Source organism: Shewanella sp. MBTL60-112-B2 (genome assembly GCF_019655055.1).
Taxonomy (GTDB): domain Bacteria; phylum Pseudomonadota; class Gammaproteobacteria; order Enterobacterales; family Shewanellaceae; genus Shewanella.
Window position 1 is genome coordinate 18,509 of the sequence record NZ_BPFA01000003.1, and the last position, 18,465, is coordinate 36,973.

The 18,465-nt window shown below is 46.4% G+C and carries 10 protein-coding genes; 2 read left to right on the plus strand and 8 right to left on the minus strand.

The features are described from left to right. The 4 genes from K5Q73_RS02525 to K5Q73_RS02540 form a co-directional block, all read right to left on the minus strand. Entirely contained in the window at positions 1 to 1,131 is a 1,131-nt protein-coding gene (locus K5Q73_RS02525; RefSeq protein ID WP_220759097.1) for an ABC transporter permease, read from the minus strand. Beyond that, the gene (locus K5Q73_RS02530) at positions 1,128 to 2,717 is read right to left on the minus strand and encodes an ABC transporter ATP-binding protein (RefSeq protein ID WP_220759096.1); all 1,590 of its coding nucleotides are present in this window, start codon (positions 2,715 to 2,717) and stop codon (positions 1,128 to 1,130) included. Before K5Q73_RS02530 ends, K5Q73_RS02525 begins: the two co-directional genes overlap by 4 nt. 146 nt (positions 2,718 to 2,863) lie before the next feature. Continuing rightward, on the minus strand, positions 2,864 to 3,868 hold the full coding sequence (locus K5Q73_RS02535; protein ID WP_220759095.1) for a BMP family protein: 1,005 nt from the start codon (positions 3,866 to 3,868) through the stop codon (positions 2,864 to 2,866). A 1,283-nt stretch (positions 3,869 to 5,151) separates the two neighbouring features. After that, complete coding sequence (locus K5Q73_RS02540; RefSeq protein ID WP_220759094.1) at positions 5,152 to 6,942, minus strand: flavocytochrome c; 1,791 nt, start codon at positions 6,940 to 6,942, stop codon at positions 5,152 to 5,154. A 404-nt stretch (positions 6,943 to 7,346) separates the two neighbouring features. Here K5Q73_RS02540 and K5Q73_RS02545 point away from each other — a divergent pair, with 404 nt between their 5' ends. Both K5Q73_RS02545 and K5Q73_RS02550 read left to right on the plus strand, forming a co-directional pair. Next, the gene (locus tag K5Q73_RS02545; protein WP_220759093.1) at positions 7,347 to 9,374 is read left to right on the plus strand and encodes an ATP-binding protein; all 2,028 of its coding nucleotides are present in this window, start codon (positions 7,347 to 7,349) and stop codon (positions 9,372 to 9,374) included. After that, the gene (locus tag K5Q73_RS02550; RefSeq protein ID WP_220759092.1) at positions 9,374 to 10,756 is read left to right on the plus strand and encodes a sigma-54 dependent transcriptional regulator; all 1,383 of its coding nucleotides are present in this window, start codon (positions 9,374 to 9,376) and stop codon (positions 10,754 to 10,756) included. The genes K5Q73_RS02545 and K5Q73_RS02550 overlap by 1 nt, the downstream gene beginning before the upstream one ends. A gap of 105 nt (positions 10,757 to 10,861) precedes the next feature. On the opposite strand, the gene K5Q73_RS02555 is transcribed toward K5Q73_RS02550, so the two are convergent. From K5Q73_RS02555 to K5Q73_RS02570, 4 genes are all read right to left on the minus strand, one after another. Then, positions 10,862 to 12,118, minus strand: a complete 1,257-nt coding sequence (locus K5Q73_RS02555; RefSeq protein ID WP_220759091.1) for a dicarboxylate/amino acid:cation symporter — start codon at positions 12,116 to 12,118, stop codon at positions 10,862 to 10,864. A gap of 740 nt (positions 12,119 to 12,858) precedes the next feature. Then, the gene (locus K5Q73_RS02560; RefSeq protein ID WP_220759090.1) at positions 12,859 to 14,079 is read right to left on the minus strand and encodes a phosphoenolpyruvate carboxylase; all 1,221 of its coding nucleotides are present in this window, start codon (positions 14,077 to 14,079) and stop codon (positions 12,859 to 12,861) included. Position 14,080: 1 nt separating this feature from the next. Then, positions 14,081 to 14,734 (minus strand): hypothetical protein, encoded by a 654-nt coding sequence (locus tag K5Q73_RS02565; RefSeq protein WP_220759089.1) that lies wholly within the window; start codon positions 14,732 to 14,734, stop codon positions 14,081 to 14,083. Continuing rightward, positions 14,734 to 18,408, minus strand: a complete 3,675-nt coding sequence (locus K5Q73_RS02570; protein WP_220759088.1) for an ATP-binding protein — start codon at positions 18,406 to 18,408, stop codon at positions 14,734 to 14,736. Before K5Q73_RS02570 ends, K5Q73_RS02565 begins: the two co-directional genes overlap by 1 nt. Positions 18,409 to 18,465: the final 57 nt, after the last annotated feature.

The following is an 18,465-nucleotide window of genomic DNA, read 5'->3' on the forward strand; positions in this document are numbered from 1 at the left end:
TTATGCCTCCGCCTTAACGCTGCCGATGGCTGCTTTCTTTTGATTAAGAAACACAAATAGCTTCTCAGTCGGTTTCACTAGCATTAATGCTAATGCGCCGCTAAACAGTACAACTAACGCTTGCACCACTTGGATCATTTCACGGTCGATATTTGGGTAATCAAACGACAGCTCAGCGCCACCTTGATACAGCACACCGAATAAAATACTCGCTAAAATAATCCCTATCGGATGACTACGGCCAATCAAACACACTGCAATACCAGTGAAGCCATAACCGGCAACAAAGTCGAGTTTGAGCTGCTGGCTGTACCCTTGCACTTCGTTCAAGCCCATCATGCCTGATAGCGCACCAGAGATAAGCATCACCACAATGATCAGCTTCTTGTAGCTAATGCCGCCGTATTCAGCTGCACTTGGACTCGCGCCCATTGCACGGATGGCATAACCCCAGCGAGTGCGCCACAGTAATGCCCATACAAGTACACAGCAGATAAGCGCAATAAAGAAACTTAGGTTCATTGGAGATTGTGAAAACGAGAAACCAAACCATGCTGCGATCTCATGGAACATGGGCAAACCTGCGTTTTCATCAAATACGCGTGATACCGGCGCCATTTGTCCTTCAAGCTTAAGTACGTTTACCAGTAGGTAAACCATTAACGCTGACGCGATAAAGTTAAACATGATGGTGGTAATAACGATATGGCTACCACGGTACGCCTGTAAGTATGCAGGGATAAGCGCAAACAGTGCGCCAAACAACATACTGGCTAGCATGGTAATAGGCAGTAGCGCCCAGAAAGGCAAGGTACTATCGAGTGCTAAACAAGCCAGTCCGACACCTAAGCCGCCCATATAGGCTTGGCCTTCACCACCAATGTTAAATAGGCCGGCAGAGAATGCCATTGCTACAGCCAAACCGGTAAAGATAAAGTTAGTCGCGTAATAAAGCGTGTAACCAATGCCCTCTTGGTAACCGAGTGCGCCTCGTACCATCACCCCAGCGGCTTCTATCGGGTTGACATCAACCGCAATAAAAATACCTGCGGCAAACGCAAACGCAAACATGATATTAATCAGAGGCAAAACAAAAATGTTTACCCAAGATGGGATTTTAGAGTCGTTCATAACTGACCTCCGTTATCCGCAGCTAGCTCATCAGGCAGAATATTTGCCATCATCATTCCTAAGGTTTTCTCATCAGCCTTGCTGGCATCAATCTCGCCCACAATATGACCGTCGAACATCACGATTATTCGGTCTGCAAGCGACATCACTTCATCTAGCTCAACAGATACCAGTAAGATCCCCTTACCTTGCTCTCTTAACTCGATAATGCGTTTATGGATAAACTCAATCGCACCGATATCGACACCACGAGTCGGCTGACCAATCAGCAAAATATCTGGGTCTTGATCCACTTCACGGGCAATAATCAGCTTCTGTTGGTTACCACCTGAAAACAGTGAGCTTTTCAGCTTAGGATCACGCGGTCTAACGTCCCACTCATCCATTAAGCGCTTACATTCAGAGGTAATGAATTTTGGCTTGTTAAATAAATGGCCGTTGTACTGCGACTGATTGTGATGGCCAAGAATGGCAGACTCTTCAGCGCTGAAAGTCTTGATTAAGCCCATGACCAATCTATCTTCTGGTATGTGACCAACCTTTAATTGACGCATACCATCGGCGCAAGTTGGGTTGTTGGCATCAATCACCTTATCGGCAATCTTAATTGAACCGCGGGTTGGCGTGATAAGCCCGGCGAGTGCACTTAATAGCTCTGATTGACCATTACCAGAGACACCAGCAACACCTACGACTTCACCGGCCTTAATTTCAATCGACACATCTTTAAGGCGATCAACACCCATTGAATCGGTATAGGTAAGGTTATGGGTTGAAAGCAATACTTCAGTTGGATTAGCATCGCTTTTTTCAGCTTGTAGGCGAACCTTGCGGCCAACCATCAACTCAGCGAGTTCTTCTTTATTGGTGTGAGCGGTTTCTCTGTGAGCAACCATTTCACCTTGGCGCATTACTGACACATTGTCAGTCGCCGAGAGGATCTCTTTCAGCTTATGGGTGATAAGTAAAATTGTGACCCCTTGCGCTCGCAGGGCATCAAAAATATGGAATAGGTGCTCAGTTTCTTGCGGTGTCAGTACGCCTGTAGGCTCGTCTAGAATCAGGATTTTTGCGCCGCGATATAGCGCTTTTAAGATCTCAACCCGCTGCTGTAGTCCGACTGAAAGCTCTTCAATTAGGCTATCGAGTGGCACATCAAGTTGATACTCCTTAGCTAAACGCTCGAGCTCTTTACGCGCTTTTCTAAGACTCGGCTTAAGTAAACCGCCCTCTTCAGCACCTAAAATCACGTTCTCAAGCACGGTGAAATTATCAACCAACATAAAATGCTGGTGCACCATACCGATGCCATAACTAATGGCTTCTTTTGAATTAGCTAGCTTGCGCTCGATACCATCAATCAGGATCTCACCTTTATCAGCGGTGTAGAAACCATAAATGATATTCATCAAGGTGGATTTACCTGCACCGTTCTCACCGATAATACCGTGAATGGTGCCAGCAGGAATTTTTAAGCAGATATCTTTGTTGGCGTGAACAGCGCCGAATCGTTTGTCGATACCACGAAGCTCTAGGGCTACGGGACGCTCATTTGATTTTTCTTTTGCGTGTGTAGACATGGTCATAATTATCTCAAATGCCTTGTTCGACATTGATGAATAGACATTGATAAATAAACATTGATCAAATAGAAAATTAGCTCTTAAAAATTGCCACTCATAATAAAGCTCCCCAGTCAGCAACTAGGGAGCTTAATCAATCTTAATACGGCTTAATATTTACAGCTGTTGTCTTTCATGTAGTCATGAACAACAATTTCACCTGCAATAATTTTCTTAGTGATATCAGCAAGCTTTGCTTCCATCTCAGGAGTAACCAATGCGCGGTTATGCTCATCAAGTGCCCAGTTAACACCATTTTCTTCTAGTCCACGGCTATCGATACCAGCTACAAACTCGCCTTTCTGTGCATCTGTAAATACTTCAAATGTGGCAACACCAACCAGCTTAACCATAGAGGTTAGCATCACGCCTGGGTGGATATAGTTTTGGTTTGAGTCAACACCAATCGCGTACTTACCTTCGTCTTTAGCCGCTTGGTAAACACCAACACCCGTACCACCCGCAGCTGCGAATACTACGTCAGCGCCTTTAGTGAACTGGCTCTTAGAAAGTTCAGCACCACGTGCAGGGTCATTCCATGCAGCAATAGTAGAACCAGTCATGTTTTGGAAGATTTCAGCATCTTGACTGATGAACTTAGCACCTTGCTCGTAACCACAAGCAAACTTACGAATTAGCGGAATATCCATGCCGCCAACAAAACCAATCTTGTTGGTTTCAGACTTCATTGCAGCAAGTGCACCTACGAGGAATGAACCTTCGTGTTCTTTGAACACAAGTGATTTAACATTTGGCAAATCAACCACTGAGTCGATAATTACAAATTCAGTTTCAGGGTATTTCTTAGCGACTTTTTCAAGTGCAGAGCCATACATAAAGCCAACAACAACGATTGGGCTAAAGCCACGACGCGCTAGACGCTCAAGACCCTGTTCACGTTGAGCATCGTTTGATGGTACGAATTCACGTACTTCAACATCTGAGCTTTCGTTAAACTTCAATACACCGTTTTGGTAAACAGCTTGGTTAAAAGATTTATCGAACTTACCTGTGGTATCAAAAGCAACAGCAGGTTTAAAGTCTGCAGCAGAAGCAGCAAACGAACACATTGCTAGAGTGACTGCGGCAGCAGTAGCGCTCAGGATTTTCATCATTCTCGTCCTTATAAGGTATAGGTATTATTTTTGGTATTATTGACAGCTCTAAGCAGTGAAAACCCCAAGCTAGAAGCCATCATTTAAGATCAAGAAACCAGAGCTTACAGCAGCTAGGAATAGGATTACTAGTGCCCCTAGAGCCCATAAATCAACCAAAGATGCCAAGTAGCTACTTGTACTTTTAATACAAAAAATCACCTTAAGTTGCGCAAAATCACACTTTAAATCGCACGAAACCTCGAGCAAATAACGAAACACAAATATAGAATACATTATCTTTAAAATAGAACGGTAACCAAAGGGGTTGAAGGTGAATTATCACTAAAATACAGATGGATGAAATAATAGAAATCGAGGAGGGGAATAAGTAATAACCACACTGTTCTGCATTCTGAACAATCTAACCGGTGAATAAAAATTACTAAACTTAAAGTTAAAATAGCTATTTTCAAGCATCAACATAGCTAACTGGTAATTTTTTTACATGAGAAACAACAGTTAAACCAAGATTAAAAACATAAAATATTTTTACTAATTTTTCGTTTGTTTGAGCTATATCAGGATTTGCGTCGCTAAGGTGGCGACTCTTTCACCGAGTTTTATTCGCAATCAAGCCATAAAAAGCTCGATTTATTTTTAGGCAATGAGTTGCCACCTAACAAAAGTGGTTCCAATGGCCTGCGGCCGGCGTATGTGCAGACACTTCTGAGGCACGCTGCACTGCTTTATGAAAGAAAGGGTCCCTGTATGCTCTGCGATGGCGAATAGCATCCCTGCTAAAAAGCCAGTTCGGCATCCTACCCCTCGTTTGAAAGCTTGGTAACTTCGTTACCTCTCACCATGCCATCAAAGGCCTCAGCTGTATCTACACTAGGTTAGAACAGCACAACCTTTGGCATTTAGGGTTATGACTAAGGTCTTACACATTAGTGGATATAAACCTGTTGCCGCAAAGTGCATAAAAATAGGTCGCAGTTTTAGGAAATGTATGTGAGCAAATAAAGTTTACTTGTTCCCCTTGGCTCGGGTGCGGGCGAAGCGCCGCTACGTTAATAGTTAGACGTAGTCTAACTTGAAGCCGTATGTGAGCTGGAAGCTCACGACCTTTATCAAACGAAGTTTGATTGCTTCAAGCCTTTGGTATCAATCTATCAACTGAAATTACAGATACAAAAAAGCCTCCATCTATAAGATGAAGGCTTTTATTTTTTTAGTCTGAAGCTGAAACTTAACTCAAATCTCAACTCCGACTAACACTTCCAAGATTGTCTAAAAAGGGATTAGTTCTTCTTAGAGTAAGCCGCTGCGTTTTCACCAGCCATTCTACCGAAGGTGACGATATCAGAGATAGCGTTACCACCTAGACGGTTAGCACCGTGAACACCACCAGTTACTTCACCTGCGCCGTATAGACCTGGGATAACTTGCTTTTTAGCGTCCATGATTTCAGCTTTAGAGTCAATCTTCACGCCGCCCATAGTGTGGTGAACACCTGGAGTCACTTCGATTGCGTAGTAGTTACCTTCGTTAAGGGCACGAGGTAGGTTAGGACGACCAAAGTCTGTGTCCTTACCGCTCTTCACTAGGCTGTTATAGCGCGCAACAGTTTCAGTTAGAGCTTTACCATCAATCTGTTCCATCTCACCTAGTTTAACTAGCGTGTCAGCACTTGGAGCAACACCTAGACCGATATACTTATCAATCTTACTTAGAGACTTACGTACTGAGTCATCAAAGATTAGGAATGCTGACTTACCAGTTTGATTCAGAATCGCTGCAGAAGCCTTATCACGTGTAGTGATTTCGTTGACGAAGCGCTTACCTTCACGGTTAACTAAGATTGCACCGTTACCACGAACCGCTTCAGTTACCATCACACCACCTTTAACAGATAATGTTGGGTGAGCCTGAATGTACTGTAGGTCTGTCATCGCCGCGCCAGCATTGCTTGCAACGTCGATACCGTCACCTGTTGCACCTGGTTGGTTAGTAGAGATAAAACCTTTTAGCTTAGGATCAAGTTTTGATACGCGCTCGTTATTCTTAGCAAAACCACCTGTTGCTAGGATAACTGCGTCAGCTTTAATCCAGTAGTAACCTTTGTACATGCCTTTAACGAGTAGGCCTTTAACGTTGCCTTTGTCGTCTTTAAGAATTTCAATACCACGGGTGTTCATGCGCATATCAACGTCACGCTTAACCGCGTTATCGTAAAGCACTTGGATTACGTGCGCACCAACACCAGCACCACCCGTTGGGCGGTGTGAACGGTTAGCTGAAGCACCACCCATACGACCTACGTCGTTAAGGTCTGCACCCATAGCAGTTAACCAGTCAACTGAACCTTTAGAGTGTGAAGTTAATACTTCAACTAACTCTGGCTCGTTTAGGTCACGACCACCTTTCATAGTGTCTTTGTACATAGACTCAACACTATCTTTAATGCCTTTGGCTTTTTGCTGATCAGTCCAAGCGGCGTTCATACCACCGGCTGCAAGCTTAGCGTTACCACCAATAACAGGCTCTTTTTCAATAAGAATGACTTTAGCGCCGTGATCATGTGCTGATACTGCAGCAGAGAAACCAGCACCACCAGAACCAACAACGACAACATCAACTGTGTCACGTGGCGCTTCGGCTAGCGCAGCTGCACGGTCAGACTGATCTTTTAATAGCTCATCGATGCTTGGCTCGTGACGTTCCCACTTCTTAGTGTAAGGCATGTCAAAGTCGAAGCTATGGCAAGAATCACAGTAAACCATAGATTTTTCGTGAGCGCTGTGACAAGAAGTACAAGACACATCGCCAGGGAAATGAGATTCATGGGCATTGTAGTGCTCATGTTTAGTTTCTTCAGCAACTTCAGCTAGCGTGCCGTGACAAGCTACACACTGCTCGTTCTCGTAGGTTAGGCTGTCGTTTGATAGCTCACCGTCTGGCATATGGCAGCTGTCACACTCTTGGTTTTCACCGTGGAATTCTGCCAAGTTATCAGCCGCCATAGCGTTAGACATAAAGCCTGCTGAACCTAGAAGCGTTGCAATACACACTGCTTTTTTAAAGTTTTTCATCTCATTTCCTCGCCTTTTATCAACGCCCTGCAGCAGCTGAAAAAGCTATCACGTTATATTTAACGGTCGTAAACGCCGTCTTAAATACTCACTTTGAGGTAATTCTCTACCTGAAACCGCCAGCCCTCAACCCGTTAACTCGAATGACTCAAGAAACTGAACACTCGATCACAGCTTATAAATCTGGCCATGCAAACATGCATAACCTCATAGCCAGTTATGCAAAAATGCATAGCCATGAGTTAGCAAGATCACATATCTCAATTAAGAAGGCTGACAACAACAAGCTAATAAGAAAAGCCGCCAAGCCTATGATTCAAAGCCTTTTGCCGCCTAAGCTATTCCTTTTCAAAGCGAGAAACCCCGCACAGTTATCTTGCATAAGCTCATGCTAAGATTTGATTATGAAAATATTTGTTAACTTAGTTTGCGCGGTCTGTACTCTTTATGCACTTGGCTTAGCGGGGTTATCGCTCCCCGCGCACGCTGCAGATCCTTACCAGAGTCAAAGCATCGTCTTTGGCGTTCACTCAAAGACCGCCCCACTAGAGTGGCGCAATAATGGCGTAGACCAAGGTTTCAATCTCGAGTTAATGGATCGCATTGGCCAGCTAATGGGTAAGCGCATCATCATCCGCCGTAAGAGCTTCCAGCAGCTGCTTAAAGATGTGCACGATCGCGACTCACTCATTGATGTCATCGCTGTAGTCAGCCCGATTACTATAGATAGAGAGCTGAGCCAGTCAGATCCCATTTATGCCACTCACGCAAAAGCCTACACGCTGCAAGGTAAGTCTTTTATCAATGGCTGGAATGATCTTGAAGGCAAACGCGTGGCGATTAAGAAAGGCGCTTTCGTTGATGTCTATATCTCAGGTAAAAAACAAGACTTTACCCGCGTCGATGTCGACCTCTATGAGACTGGCTTCCAGCAGCTAATTAAAGGCGAAGTCGATGTAGTGATTGCCGAAAACTTTGTCGCTAGGCGATTAATGCCGCTGTATCCATCAATTAGAAGCTCTAGTGACCCGCTTATTTACGGTGCATTTAACTTCGTCAGTAACTTTAAAAATGCTGAAATGATGACGCAGATTAACGATGCACTTAGACAACTAAAGCTATCTGGCGAGTACGATCACTTAGTCAATAAGTGGTTTGGTACCGGCCGCGAGAAAGTCGACTTAAATTCGGCGCAGAAGAAGATGCTCTCCCTAGCCATCTTTGTCAGCCTGATTTCTGCCGTCGGTATGCTATTGACCGGCTATATTAGCCTGAGTCTACGTAGACGATCTAAAGCACTGAAAATAGAGTTACTCCAGCGTAAAAAGGCCGAAGAAGCGATATCTAGCTTATCGAAACAGTTCCAATCGGTACTCGACGGTATTCCTCACGGTGTCACTCTGTTCAATCAAGACGGTGAGTGCCTATGGAGTAACGACAACAATAACGACCTGCTGACGAGTCCTGAGTTTCACTATACTGATGGCGTGACCTTCAACTTAACTCAAGCACTATCCGGTGCGCTAACAGAGCAGAAATCGCAAACTGCGGATATGCAGATTAACGACCAATACTGGCAGTTACAGTTACACCCTATTAGTGACAAACAGGTGGTTATTTTGCTTGAAGAAGCCACCGAACAACATAGATTACGCCAAGCCAACGACGAAGCCAGTCGCCTCGCCTCGCTAGGTGAGCTATCGGCGGGTATTGCTCATGAGATCAATAACCCCACAGGAATTATCGTTCACTCGATAGCCTTTATCAGCGACGCCCTTAAAGATTTATCGGAAGCTAGCGATAACTATCAAAGGCAAAACCCATTCTGGACTGTGGCGGGGCTTGAACCTGAGCATGCTATCAACGAGCTGGACTTAAGTAGCCAGTCGATAAATGAGGGCGCCGAGCGCATTAGCCGTATCGTTAACGACTTAAAGCGCTACGCCTTGCCGACCATAGTCAATGAATATCAGCCAATTAGCCTTAATGAAGTGGTAGAAGTTTCGCTGCGCCTCACTGCTAACCAGACCAAGATATTTAACGTGACTACCGATTTACTGGCCCCAAGCCCAATTGTTATGGGAGATGCCCAGCAGCTTCATCAAGTACTGATTAATCTTATCCAAAATGCCTGCCATGCCATTAAGCAAGATGCCGAGAGTCATCAGAGCCTGGAACATATCGATATCAAGACCTGTGTCGAAGATAAGCATATCTGCTTAATTGTCAGTGATAATGGCGCTGGAATGGATAGAGCCACACTACAACGTATTACCGAACCTTTCTTTACTACGCGCCGCTCAAGTGGCGGCACGGGACTGGGATTATCTGTATGCAGTCGCATCATTAAAGAGCACAAGGCCGACATGCAAATTACTTCACGCCTTGGCAAAGGCACAGTGATAAAAATACGCTTTCCATTGGAGTACTAATGAAACTCGCTAGAAATATTCTCCTTGTCGATGATGAAGCCTCTTGGCTTAGAACACTTTCCATCACCCTTAATCGTCTGGTCCCGGAAGCGACTATCGATACCTGTGTTGATAGCCGTCAGGTGATGAGCCGGCTGCAGACTGGCGACTACGCGCTAGTGCTGCTTGATCTTACTATGCCGTTTCATTCCGGCGAAGATCTGCTTGAGATGATCCGCAGTGAGTTTCCTAAGACCCGCGTCATCATAGTGACAGGCGTTAACGAGGTCGACACCGCGGTGCGCTGCATTAAAAATGGTGCCTATGATTACTTTATTAAAACCGACAAGGTCGACGATCTAGCTCGCACCGTTCGCCGTGCACTTGAAGTAGTTGGTCTTGAGCGCAACTATCTTCGCATTAAAGAAAGCTTCTTAAGTCGCACTCTAAGCCGCCCAGAAGTATTCAATAATATCCTCACCTGTGAGCCTGCGCTGCTGGATCAGTTTCGCTATTTAGAGGCCGTGGCCCTTAGTCCAGAACCTATCCTTATTCAGGGAGAAAGTGGCACAGGTAAGGATGAGTTTGCTAAATCTTGCCACCAGCTAATTTGTGCCGACGCGCCCTTTATCAACGTCAACTTGGCGGGTATTAGCACCTCTGCGTTCGAGCTGCAGTTATTTGGCCAGCTGCATACCGATGATGACGGCAAGGTTAGTGCTCAAGCAGGCGTGCTACACCAAGTTAAAAATGGCTTACTCTATCTCAACGAGATTGGTGACCTCCCCATTGAAGCTCAGGCAAAGCTTGTGGATGTGATTGAGCATAAGCAGTATTACCCTATCGGCAGCGACAGGGCTTATCCGGTATTGTGTAAAATCATCACCTCAACCCAGCACGACTTATTGGCGTTGAATCAAGTCGGAAAATTCAGGAGTGACTTGTTATATCGCCTGCGCTCACACACCATCAAGTTGCCACCGCTTAGACAGCGTAAGCTCGACTTATCTATGCTGATAAACCACTTTATTACTCTAGCCGCCAAAGAGATGGGGCTGAGTGAGCCGCAACAGCCAGCCTCCCTTGCCCAGCAGTTAGCCGAATATGACTTTCCCGGCAACTTGCACGAGCTAAAAGGCATGGTGTTTGACGCAGTGAGCCGTAGCGACGGTATCGCGCTGAATATCACTCCGTTTATGGAGGCGATAAACCTAAGCAAGTCTAACGTGACTACTGACAGCGACCAGCTTATCTTCCCTAAGAATCTGCCCACATTAGCGCAGATGAGTGATGCACTCATTCAAGAGGCGATGAACCGCACCGCCAATAGTCAAACTGCAGCGGCGCAGATGTTAGGCATCAGCCAAAGTGCGCTAAGCCGACGCATCACTAAAGAAAAATAGTAAAGAAAAATAAGCAGCTTCGGCGGTTTAATCTAAAAACAAAAATGCCAGCAAATTGCTGGCATTTTCCTCTTTAAAACAGCGAGCTAAAAAGGCTCTAGCGGTTTAAGCCTGAGCAGGCGCCGCGGCTAATTTAGCTTCGCCGCTCTTCTCTGTTTCATTAACGATTGTCAGTACTGCTGTGTCACCCACTACGTTACACGAGGTCAGTACCATGTCGATTAATCGGTCAAGGGCCGCCACAATCGCGAACGCTTCAACCGGTAAGCCCATCTGATGGATAAGCACACCAATCATCACCATACCGCCGCCAGGTACACCACCGGCGCCAACAGACAGTAAGAAGATGCTGAACATTAATGCTGGCAGCTGCTCCATAGGGATTGGGGCGCCGAATGCGTTAGCCACGAAGAAGATAGCGATAGTGATATAAATCGACACGCCACCCATATTCATGGTTGCGCCGAGCGGCACACCAAAACCTGCTACGGCGCGGCTAACCCCTAACTTATCGGTAAGGGTACGCATGGTTACCGGGATCGTTGCGTTTGAACTTGCTGTCGACAATGAAAACAGAATTTGCTCACGAGTCTTAGCGCGGAACTCTTTTGCCGAAGTCTGAGTAAATAGGCCGACGGCAAATGGATACACCACAAAAATCCATAGCAGCAATAAGCCTAAGATCAGTGCCAGATATTCAACCACGCTGCCAAAGATTGCCGCCTCTAGTGTTGCGCCTAGCTTAAGCATAAGTGCGAATACACCAATAGGCGCAAGCTGCATCACCACGCTAATCAGCTTCATCATGATTTTGTTGGCTACTTGGAAGCCGTTAACTGCGCTTTGCGCCGCTTCACCAAGAGATTTGATTACGCCGCCAAGCAACAGCGCCATAAAGATAACCTGTAGCATGTTACCCGAGCTGAATGCCGCTACCGGGTTACTCGGTACAATACTGACCACTAAGTCGACGAGATTAGGTAGTTCAGTGGCTACGATATCGACGCCGCCGTTGCTCGACATATCCACGCCCTTGCCTGGGGTTAGCAGTAGCGCTACGCCTAATGCAGCAAAGATAGCCACTAAGGTATTGATGATGTAAAAGCCGAAAGTTTTGCCGCCTAAGCGACCGAAGCTGTTGAGATCTTTAAGCTCACACACACCGCAGACGATGCTAACGAATACCAACGGCACTACCAGCATCATGATCATATTAACGAACATGGTGCCTGCGCCTGAGGCTAAATCGACAACTGTGCCAGAGAATAAGCTAATGTCAGCGAGGAAGTATTGGATAATAGAGCCAAAGATTAGCCCTGAAAACAGACCGATAAAGATCCGTGTAGAAAGTGATTTTGTCATTTGCTTGCCTTATTGGACATGTCTTAACGCATGCCTTCTATTGCCTTCAATGTTGATGAAAACTTGATTTCCATCTCGTTGTGGCAAGGATAGTGAAACATGCTGGCAAGAATTTCAATCTAAAAGGGACAATTAGTTTTTGAAACAGCTTGATAACCCCAGTCAAATAAAACCACCAAGCACCTGTTTTTAAAGGGAAAACGCAAAACGCGATCCAGCCAATGCCAAACGCAACTTTTACACCTGCAACATATCAGTATCATTTTAAGCACAAAAACTCAAAAACAAACTAGTTAAAACCTCTAGCGCAAACCATCATAGCAGAGTAAAACACCACGAAACCACTCACAACAAGAGCCGTGAACTACTCAAGCCAAAAAACACCGATTAATGCTCATAAAAAAAGCACCTTTAAAGGTGCTTTTTCTTAGCCGTTTATCGCTCCATTATAGCCAGATTACGCCAGCCATAACTCTACGTCTTTAATGATGAAGTTACCGCTATACGTATATACCGGATCTGGCTCACCGATATACTCAAGCTCAAAGTGGCTACGGTGCTCTTCGGTTCAGAATAACCTTCATAGCCACATATAAACCTTACGCCAACCACAGCTCTACGTCTTTGATGATGAAGTTACCGCTATACGTATATACCGGATCTGGCTCACCGATATACTCAAGCTCAAAGTAGCTACGGTGCTCTTCGGCTCAGAAAAACCTTCATAGCCACATATAACCTTACGCCAACCACAGCTCTACGTCTTTAATGATGAAGTTACCGCTATAAACAGGGTCGGGCTCACCAATATGTTCTAATTCGAAGTAACTACGATGCTCCTCTGGAAGCCCTTCATAGCCACAAATCACCTGATACAGCCATGACTCTCTATCCCAAGGAAGAGCATGCTCATCCAGATAATCCAATGCAGACTGACTCTTACCCGAGTCAATCACGGCACAGAAGTAGCCATCTACCGCTAACTTGAGCGGATTGTCAGGAATATCGAAGTCTTCAGCTTGAGTCAGATCAACCGAAACATCTTGCTCTCGCTGTACACCTGTCTCACTCAAGCGGTCGATACGCTTAATATTTGAGACTAACTCCAGTAGCTCTGGCTCTAAGCTATGATTATGAACATCCACCGCCGCCGGTGCCAACAGTGGCTCAGCGATATTAAATAGCGCAGGTAACTGCTTGTGACTGACATGATCCGCAGGCTTATAGTCTGGGTGCAAGTCGGTATACAGCAACCAACCTTTTAGCAAACGAGTACGTCCACGAATTTGACGGAAACGCCCCAATAGTTCGAGTAAGCGCGCCTGCACGACACTGAGTTCCTGAGTACAATCACTCAAAGTTTCTTGCAGTGTGGTGACCAGCAGCTTCCTCAGCTCTCGAATATCGCCAGCTATCTCACCGAGTTCACTAAACTGGAACATCTCTAGGCCATTTAGCAGTTCTGTTACTTGGGACTGCGCTAACTCGTTTTCACGAATTTTAGCGTTGATGCTGCCCACATAGCCAAACTCGTTGTTAATGCGACTCCACAACACACGAATCGAATAACGCAGGCCATCGGCAAAGCTGTAAACATGCTCGCTTAAATCGGCAAGGTAAGCCTCTGACGCACTGAAATCCACATTGTGGCGCGCTTCTTTATAGTGATCCGCTAAGGTCTTAATGGTGGCCAATGACGAGCCGACATTAGAGTCGATTTGACGGTTACGCTCATCGCTCAGAGCTTCCTCTAGCAAAGCACGCACGGAGCGCTTAAGGCGCAGCTCCTGCTCAGGCTCTGGTCGCCACAGAATATCGCTCTTTTGCAGCTTATCGATGGCTTGAGCGTTACTCTCATCGACCGATACTGAGCCCGACAAGTAAACGTCCATCACCAGCTCTGCATGGCGTCCAAGCTGTTTTAGCAGCTTAACACCAGCTTGGTGTAAGTTACTGCTCATATTAGATCAAATCCCTTTGGGTAGCGGTTTCAGCTTGGGCTTCAAGGCTTAAGCCTTCGGTCTCATCGATAAAGCGGATCACCTCATAAAGGTAATCTAACTTACCGGTGGCAATATAAATCTGCTTCTCGCTATTAGGGCGAGTCAAATAGCCCAGCTCCACCAAACGCTTAAACACCAATTTGATTTGCGCATCGACGTTAGTACTGGTTGAGCCAAATAAGCGGTAATGGCTGATCTTAGCTAACTGCTCACGAAACGCTGGCGTATCTTCAATACGGGTTTGCAGCTCAGTTAAACGTACCGCTACGCCTTCAGACAATGGCGCATCTTGACCGCTGCCCTCTTGCACCAACACTAACCACTCAACCAGCGGAATAAGTGCATTACAGATGTCTTTAAACTGCGATGAAATAACCTTGCGCTCACCATCGCCTAGCTGCTGATAACCACAGAAAAACACTTCGCCTTCACCGGCTGAGCCTATGGTGCGGTTAATCTGATTTAAGTACTGCTCAACATGATCACGAGTCGACGGGCTTTTCAGTGCACGCCAGCCGTCTTCATCGGTAGTGCGACAGATAAACTGACCTTTTAACAAACGTTCGATTAGGGCACTGGTGCCTAAGATGGCTGTTTCGGTTGCTTGGCTCATTACACGGCCTCCTGTGCACGTCGCTGATTGAGTTTATCGGCGATAGGATTAACTTGAGGCTTAACCACCTGCAGTTTTTTAGTTTGTTTATTGATGATGTAACGGTTTGAGAACAGGTTCAGTACCTCAGATTCAGGGTTCGGGAACGCGCCGAGTACTGAGATATTGTTGTTTTCACAGGCATCAAAAATCTTCTTCACGTTACCGTGGTGCAAAGTACCTAGCTCATCAATCGGCCAATGAATGGTGACTTCTGCGCGGCCACGTAATAAACGAGTAAATGCCAGCAGGAACTTACATAAGATCAGATAAGCCATACCGTGACTCGATGATTCGTTTAGCTGTCTGTCAGTGCGAATAACTAAGTCGCTATTGCCTTCTTTTAGGCGCAGCTCAATCTCAAGCAACTTAGCGATACCGCCAGACAATGCTGCACGGCCGATAATGTCTAACGCACGGCGCATGCTGTTGGTGTAATCCTCACCCGGCAAGTCGTTAAAGCCGTCAGCCTTCCAACGTTTAAAGGCTTTTACAAACTGCTCAAGCTCAGGCCAGAACTCTAGTTCGCTAATGCGCGAGCGAATTTTAACCGCTGATTCTGACACGCCATCAAGGAACAGCTCTTCACCCACTTCACGGGTTATACGCGCACTTTGCGAAGCGATGCGGCGGTCAATATCGGCGAGTACATCGTAGAATGCAGTCAAATCGACGCCAAAAATACGCCCTTGTTCTCGCAGCGCCATAATAGATTGCGGCACCATCACGTTTAACAACTGCTCAAGCTGTGGCACAAGTTTGCGGTAATCAAGAATGCGAATGCCTTTGTCGTTTACAAAGCTTGATTCTTCACGGGCACGCTCCCAAGTCTCAGATAAACCTGAACCTGATTTGCTGGCAATAACAGAATCGAAGTGTTCAACATACTGCTTAACCGAGCCCATCATTGAATCGCGTTTCAGCAGCTGATCTTCACCTTGGCGCAAACGCTCAGTTAAGCTGCCTTGGGCGTCATCATTACTGGCTGGCAGTTTAAGCTCACTGAGTTTACGCATTACGCTACGCAGCTTAGTTAAGTTTTCAGAGGCTTCAATTTGCACCGCATCAGATTGCTTACGCTCGCCATCTAGCTCGTTACGCTTGGCCTTAATTTCGTTAGCCTTACTCTTAAGCTGCTGCTCTAAATCAAGACTTGCGTGTTTTACCTTACTGAGTTCTGATTGCAGCTTAGGCTTACGTTGCAGCCAAGTGTGCTGGTACCAATCTTCAAAACGCAGCACTTCGCTACGGCGTTGCTCCGCCTTAGAGATGTTGCTTTCTAATGTGCGAATTTCAGCCTTAAGAGCGACAATTTTAGCTTCGTCGACACCACGAGATTTAAGCTCGTCCTTGTACCACTGCTCACAGGCCTTTTGCTCGCTCTTAGCATGATCACGACGACTTTGGATATTGACCTTAACTTGGTTTAGCTGGTTGTCTAGGGCACCAACTACTTCCTGCCAGTAGGCATTCTTTTCCATGCGTGCTTCGAGTGCTTGCTCTTTTTGCTCTTCGAGCCACTCTTGTTGCTGGCCTTGTAGCTGCTTGATATCGCTGTCGATACGGGCAAGCTGCTTCTGCGAGGCTGATTTACGATCGTTCAGCGCTAGATTGATCTTTTCTTGCTCGGCGCGTTTGTCATCAAATAGGCGGCGCAGATCGTCACGGCTATTCTTATACGCAGTACGAGCGAACGTCAGCTCACGCAGTAACTTATCTAGCTCGGTATTGCTGGCGACTAAAATATCTTCCGCTTCGGCTTGTAGCTCTTTCGCGCTAGACAATGCCTCTTCAGCGGCCGCATGCTTGACTCGTAACTCTTGCTCTGAGGCGGCATATTCTGGCGCGTCGATGGCTTTTAAGTCCAGCGCGATACCGTATAGGGCCTCTAAGTTCTGACTACTGATACTTGGATGCAGATCGCTGCGGTGCAGCAGTTCAGAGTTAATCACCTTACCTAAGGTGTTTTCCCAGCCGCTGGCTTCTTTACGTAAAAATTCTAGCAAGGTATGAGACTGTGGGAACAGCATATGAGTCAGCTCTTCAAGCTCACTTTGGCGCTCAGTCACGCGAATACCGGCAACACGCAGGCTCTCGTTAGCTTGATCGCGCTTGGCTCTAAGCTTGCGCTCTTCACTGGTTAAGCGGTCAACCTTAGCGTTACAGGCTTCTTGGTCTTCATCGGCGCGAGAGATGCGCTCATCGAATACCGCTAAGGCTAGCTTTTCTTCTTCTGAGTAAGTCACGCTATCGACGCGCACTTTTAGCTCAGCTGCGGTAACTTTTAGCTGATAAGCTTGCTCGCTAAACTGCGCTTGGCCTTTTTCGGTCGACTCGCGCCACTGTTGCTCAAGCTCTGCAAGCTCACCGCGGCCGACTTCTCTTTGCTTATCGCGGGATTCACGCAGGCTATCTTGCTCTTGATGCAAGTTTTCCAGCTCACGGTTAAGGCCTTCGCCAATCTTGCTACGGCGGGCGTTATAAGCCGCTTCAATATCTTGATGCTTTTCGGTTTGTAGCTTATGGCGCTCGCTTAGGTTTTCTAAGCTGCCACGCCAGCTTGGTAGCTGCTCTAAATCTAACTTAGCCTGCTCGATATCGGCATCTTGGAAGTTAGCATGCTGGTCTTCAATCGAATCTAGCTCATGCTCGCACTTAGCCACGTCCCCCTTGGCTGCAGACAGGTCTAGGTTAAGCTCGTCACGCTGCTCCTTCCACTCTTCATCGAGTTGGCGAAGCTGAGCGTTAAGTGCCTTAGACAGATCTTGATGATGCTCTTGACGTTCAATTTCGGTGGTTTCATCTTTGCTGTAACCACGGCGCAAACTTGCTAGGCGCTGCTCAGTGCTCAGCAGTTGATCAAACTCCTGCTCTAGCTTTTCAAACTCAGGGCGAATTTGCTCGAAGCCTTGAATAAGCTGACTCTCACGGATCCATGCTTCAACGCGCTGCGGATTAAGGCGTGAACTTGGCGGGTTAACACCATCTTCTTCCAAAATCGCGGCGATCATCGACTTGATGGTTTCCATCTTGCCCTCTTTCGAGTGCACGGCTTTGGCGAGTTTTTCGATATGACGCAATGAATGCTCAGCTTCACACAAGGAGAACTGACGCGCATAGTTACGCAGCTCGTTACGATTGCTGCCCGTGCTCAATAGTGCGCGGTCATTTTGGATAATGGCGCGATATTCACGAGTGTTAAGCAGGTTAGTTACCGCTACGCCCGCGCGTTTCATCTCACGGCCAAGTTCTGCCATGGTGAAACACTGAATGCTATCGCCCTGCTTAGTCTTAATGTAATCCTCTAGCTCAAAGCCTTTGGCGATAAAGCGGTAGTTAACGCCTTTACCGTCGCCTGCCGATGCGAGTACCGCTTGATAGGCTAAGCCATCAGACTTGATGTATTCATAGATGATATAGCTTGAATCATGGGGCAGATACCAGCGCTCAAAACTGTCACGGGTTGATGGCACCACTCGGCTTGGATATTCACCATAAAAAACCGGTACCAAACGCTGCAATGTGGTTTTACCCGATGCGTTAGTACCACAAATATTGGTGTGGCCATCCAGGGCCAGTTCTACCACGCCAGGTAGATGAGTATCGATAAGTATGATGCGATTTAAGCTTGGCATTGCATTCCTTAATCCAAACAGAGCCGTAACGGTAAGCGCATTGAGCTTACATTAAGC

Excerpts from the sequence above, each read along its gene's own strand:
- K5Q73_RS02525 (WP_220759097.1), bottom strand. The coding sequence starts at position 1,131 with ATGAACGACTCTAAAATCCCATCTTGGGTAAACATTTTTGTTTTGCCT.
- K5Q73_RS02530 (WP_220759096.1), bottom strand. The coding sequence starts at position 2,717 with ATGACCATGTCTACACACGCAAAAGAAAAATCAAATGAGCGTCCCGTA.
- K5Q73_RS02535 (WP_220759095.1), bottom strand. The coding sequence starts at position 3,868 with ATGATGAAAATCCTGAGCGCTACTGCTGCCGCAGTCACTCTAGCAATG.
- K5Q73_RS02540 (WP_220759094.1), bottom strand. The coding sequence starts at position 6,942 with ATGAAAAACTTTAAAAAAGCAGTGTGTATTGCAACGCTTCTAGGTTCA.
- K5Q73_RS02545 (WP_220759093.1), top strand. The coding sequence starts at position 7,347 with ATGAAAATATTTGTTAACTTAGTTTGCGCGGTCTGTACTCTTTATGCA.
- K5Q73_RS02550 (WP_220759092.1), top strand. The coding sequence starts at position 9,374 with ATGAAACTCGCTAGAAATATTCTCCTTGTCGATGATGAAGCCTCTTGG.
- K5Q73_RS02555 (WP_220759091.1), bottom strand. The coding sequence starts at position 12,118 with ATGACAAAATCACTTTCTACACGGATCTTTATCGGTCTGTTTTCAGGG.
- K5Q73_RS02560 (WP_220759090.1), bottom strand. The coding sequence starts at position 14,079 with ATGAGCAGTAACTTACACCAAGCTGGTGTTAAGCTGCTAAAACAGCTT.
- K5Q73_RS02565 (WP_220759089.1), bottom strand. The coding sequence starts at position 14,734 with ATGAGCCAAGCAACCGAAACAGCCATCTTAGGCACCAGTGCCCTAATC.
- K5Q73_RS02570 (WP_220759088.1), bottom strand. The coding sequence starts at position 18,408 with ATGCCAAGCTTAAATCGCATCATACTTATCGATACTCATCTACCTGGC.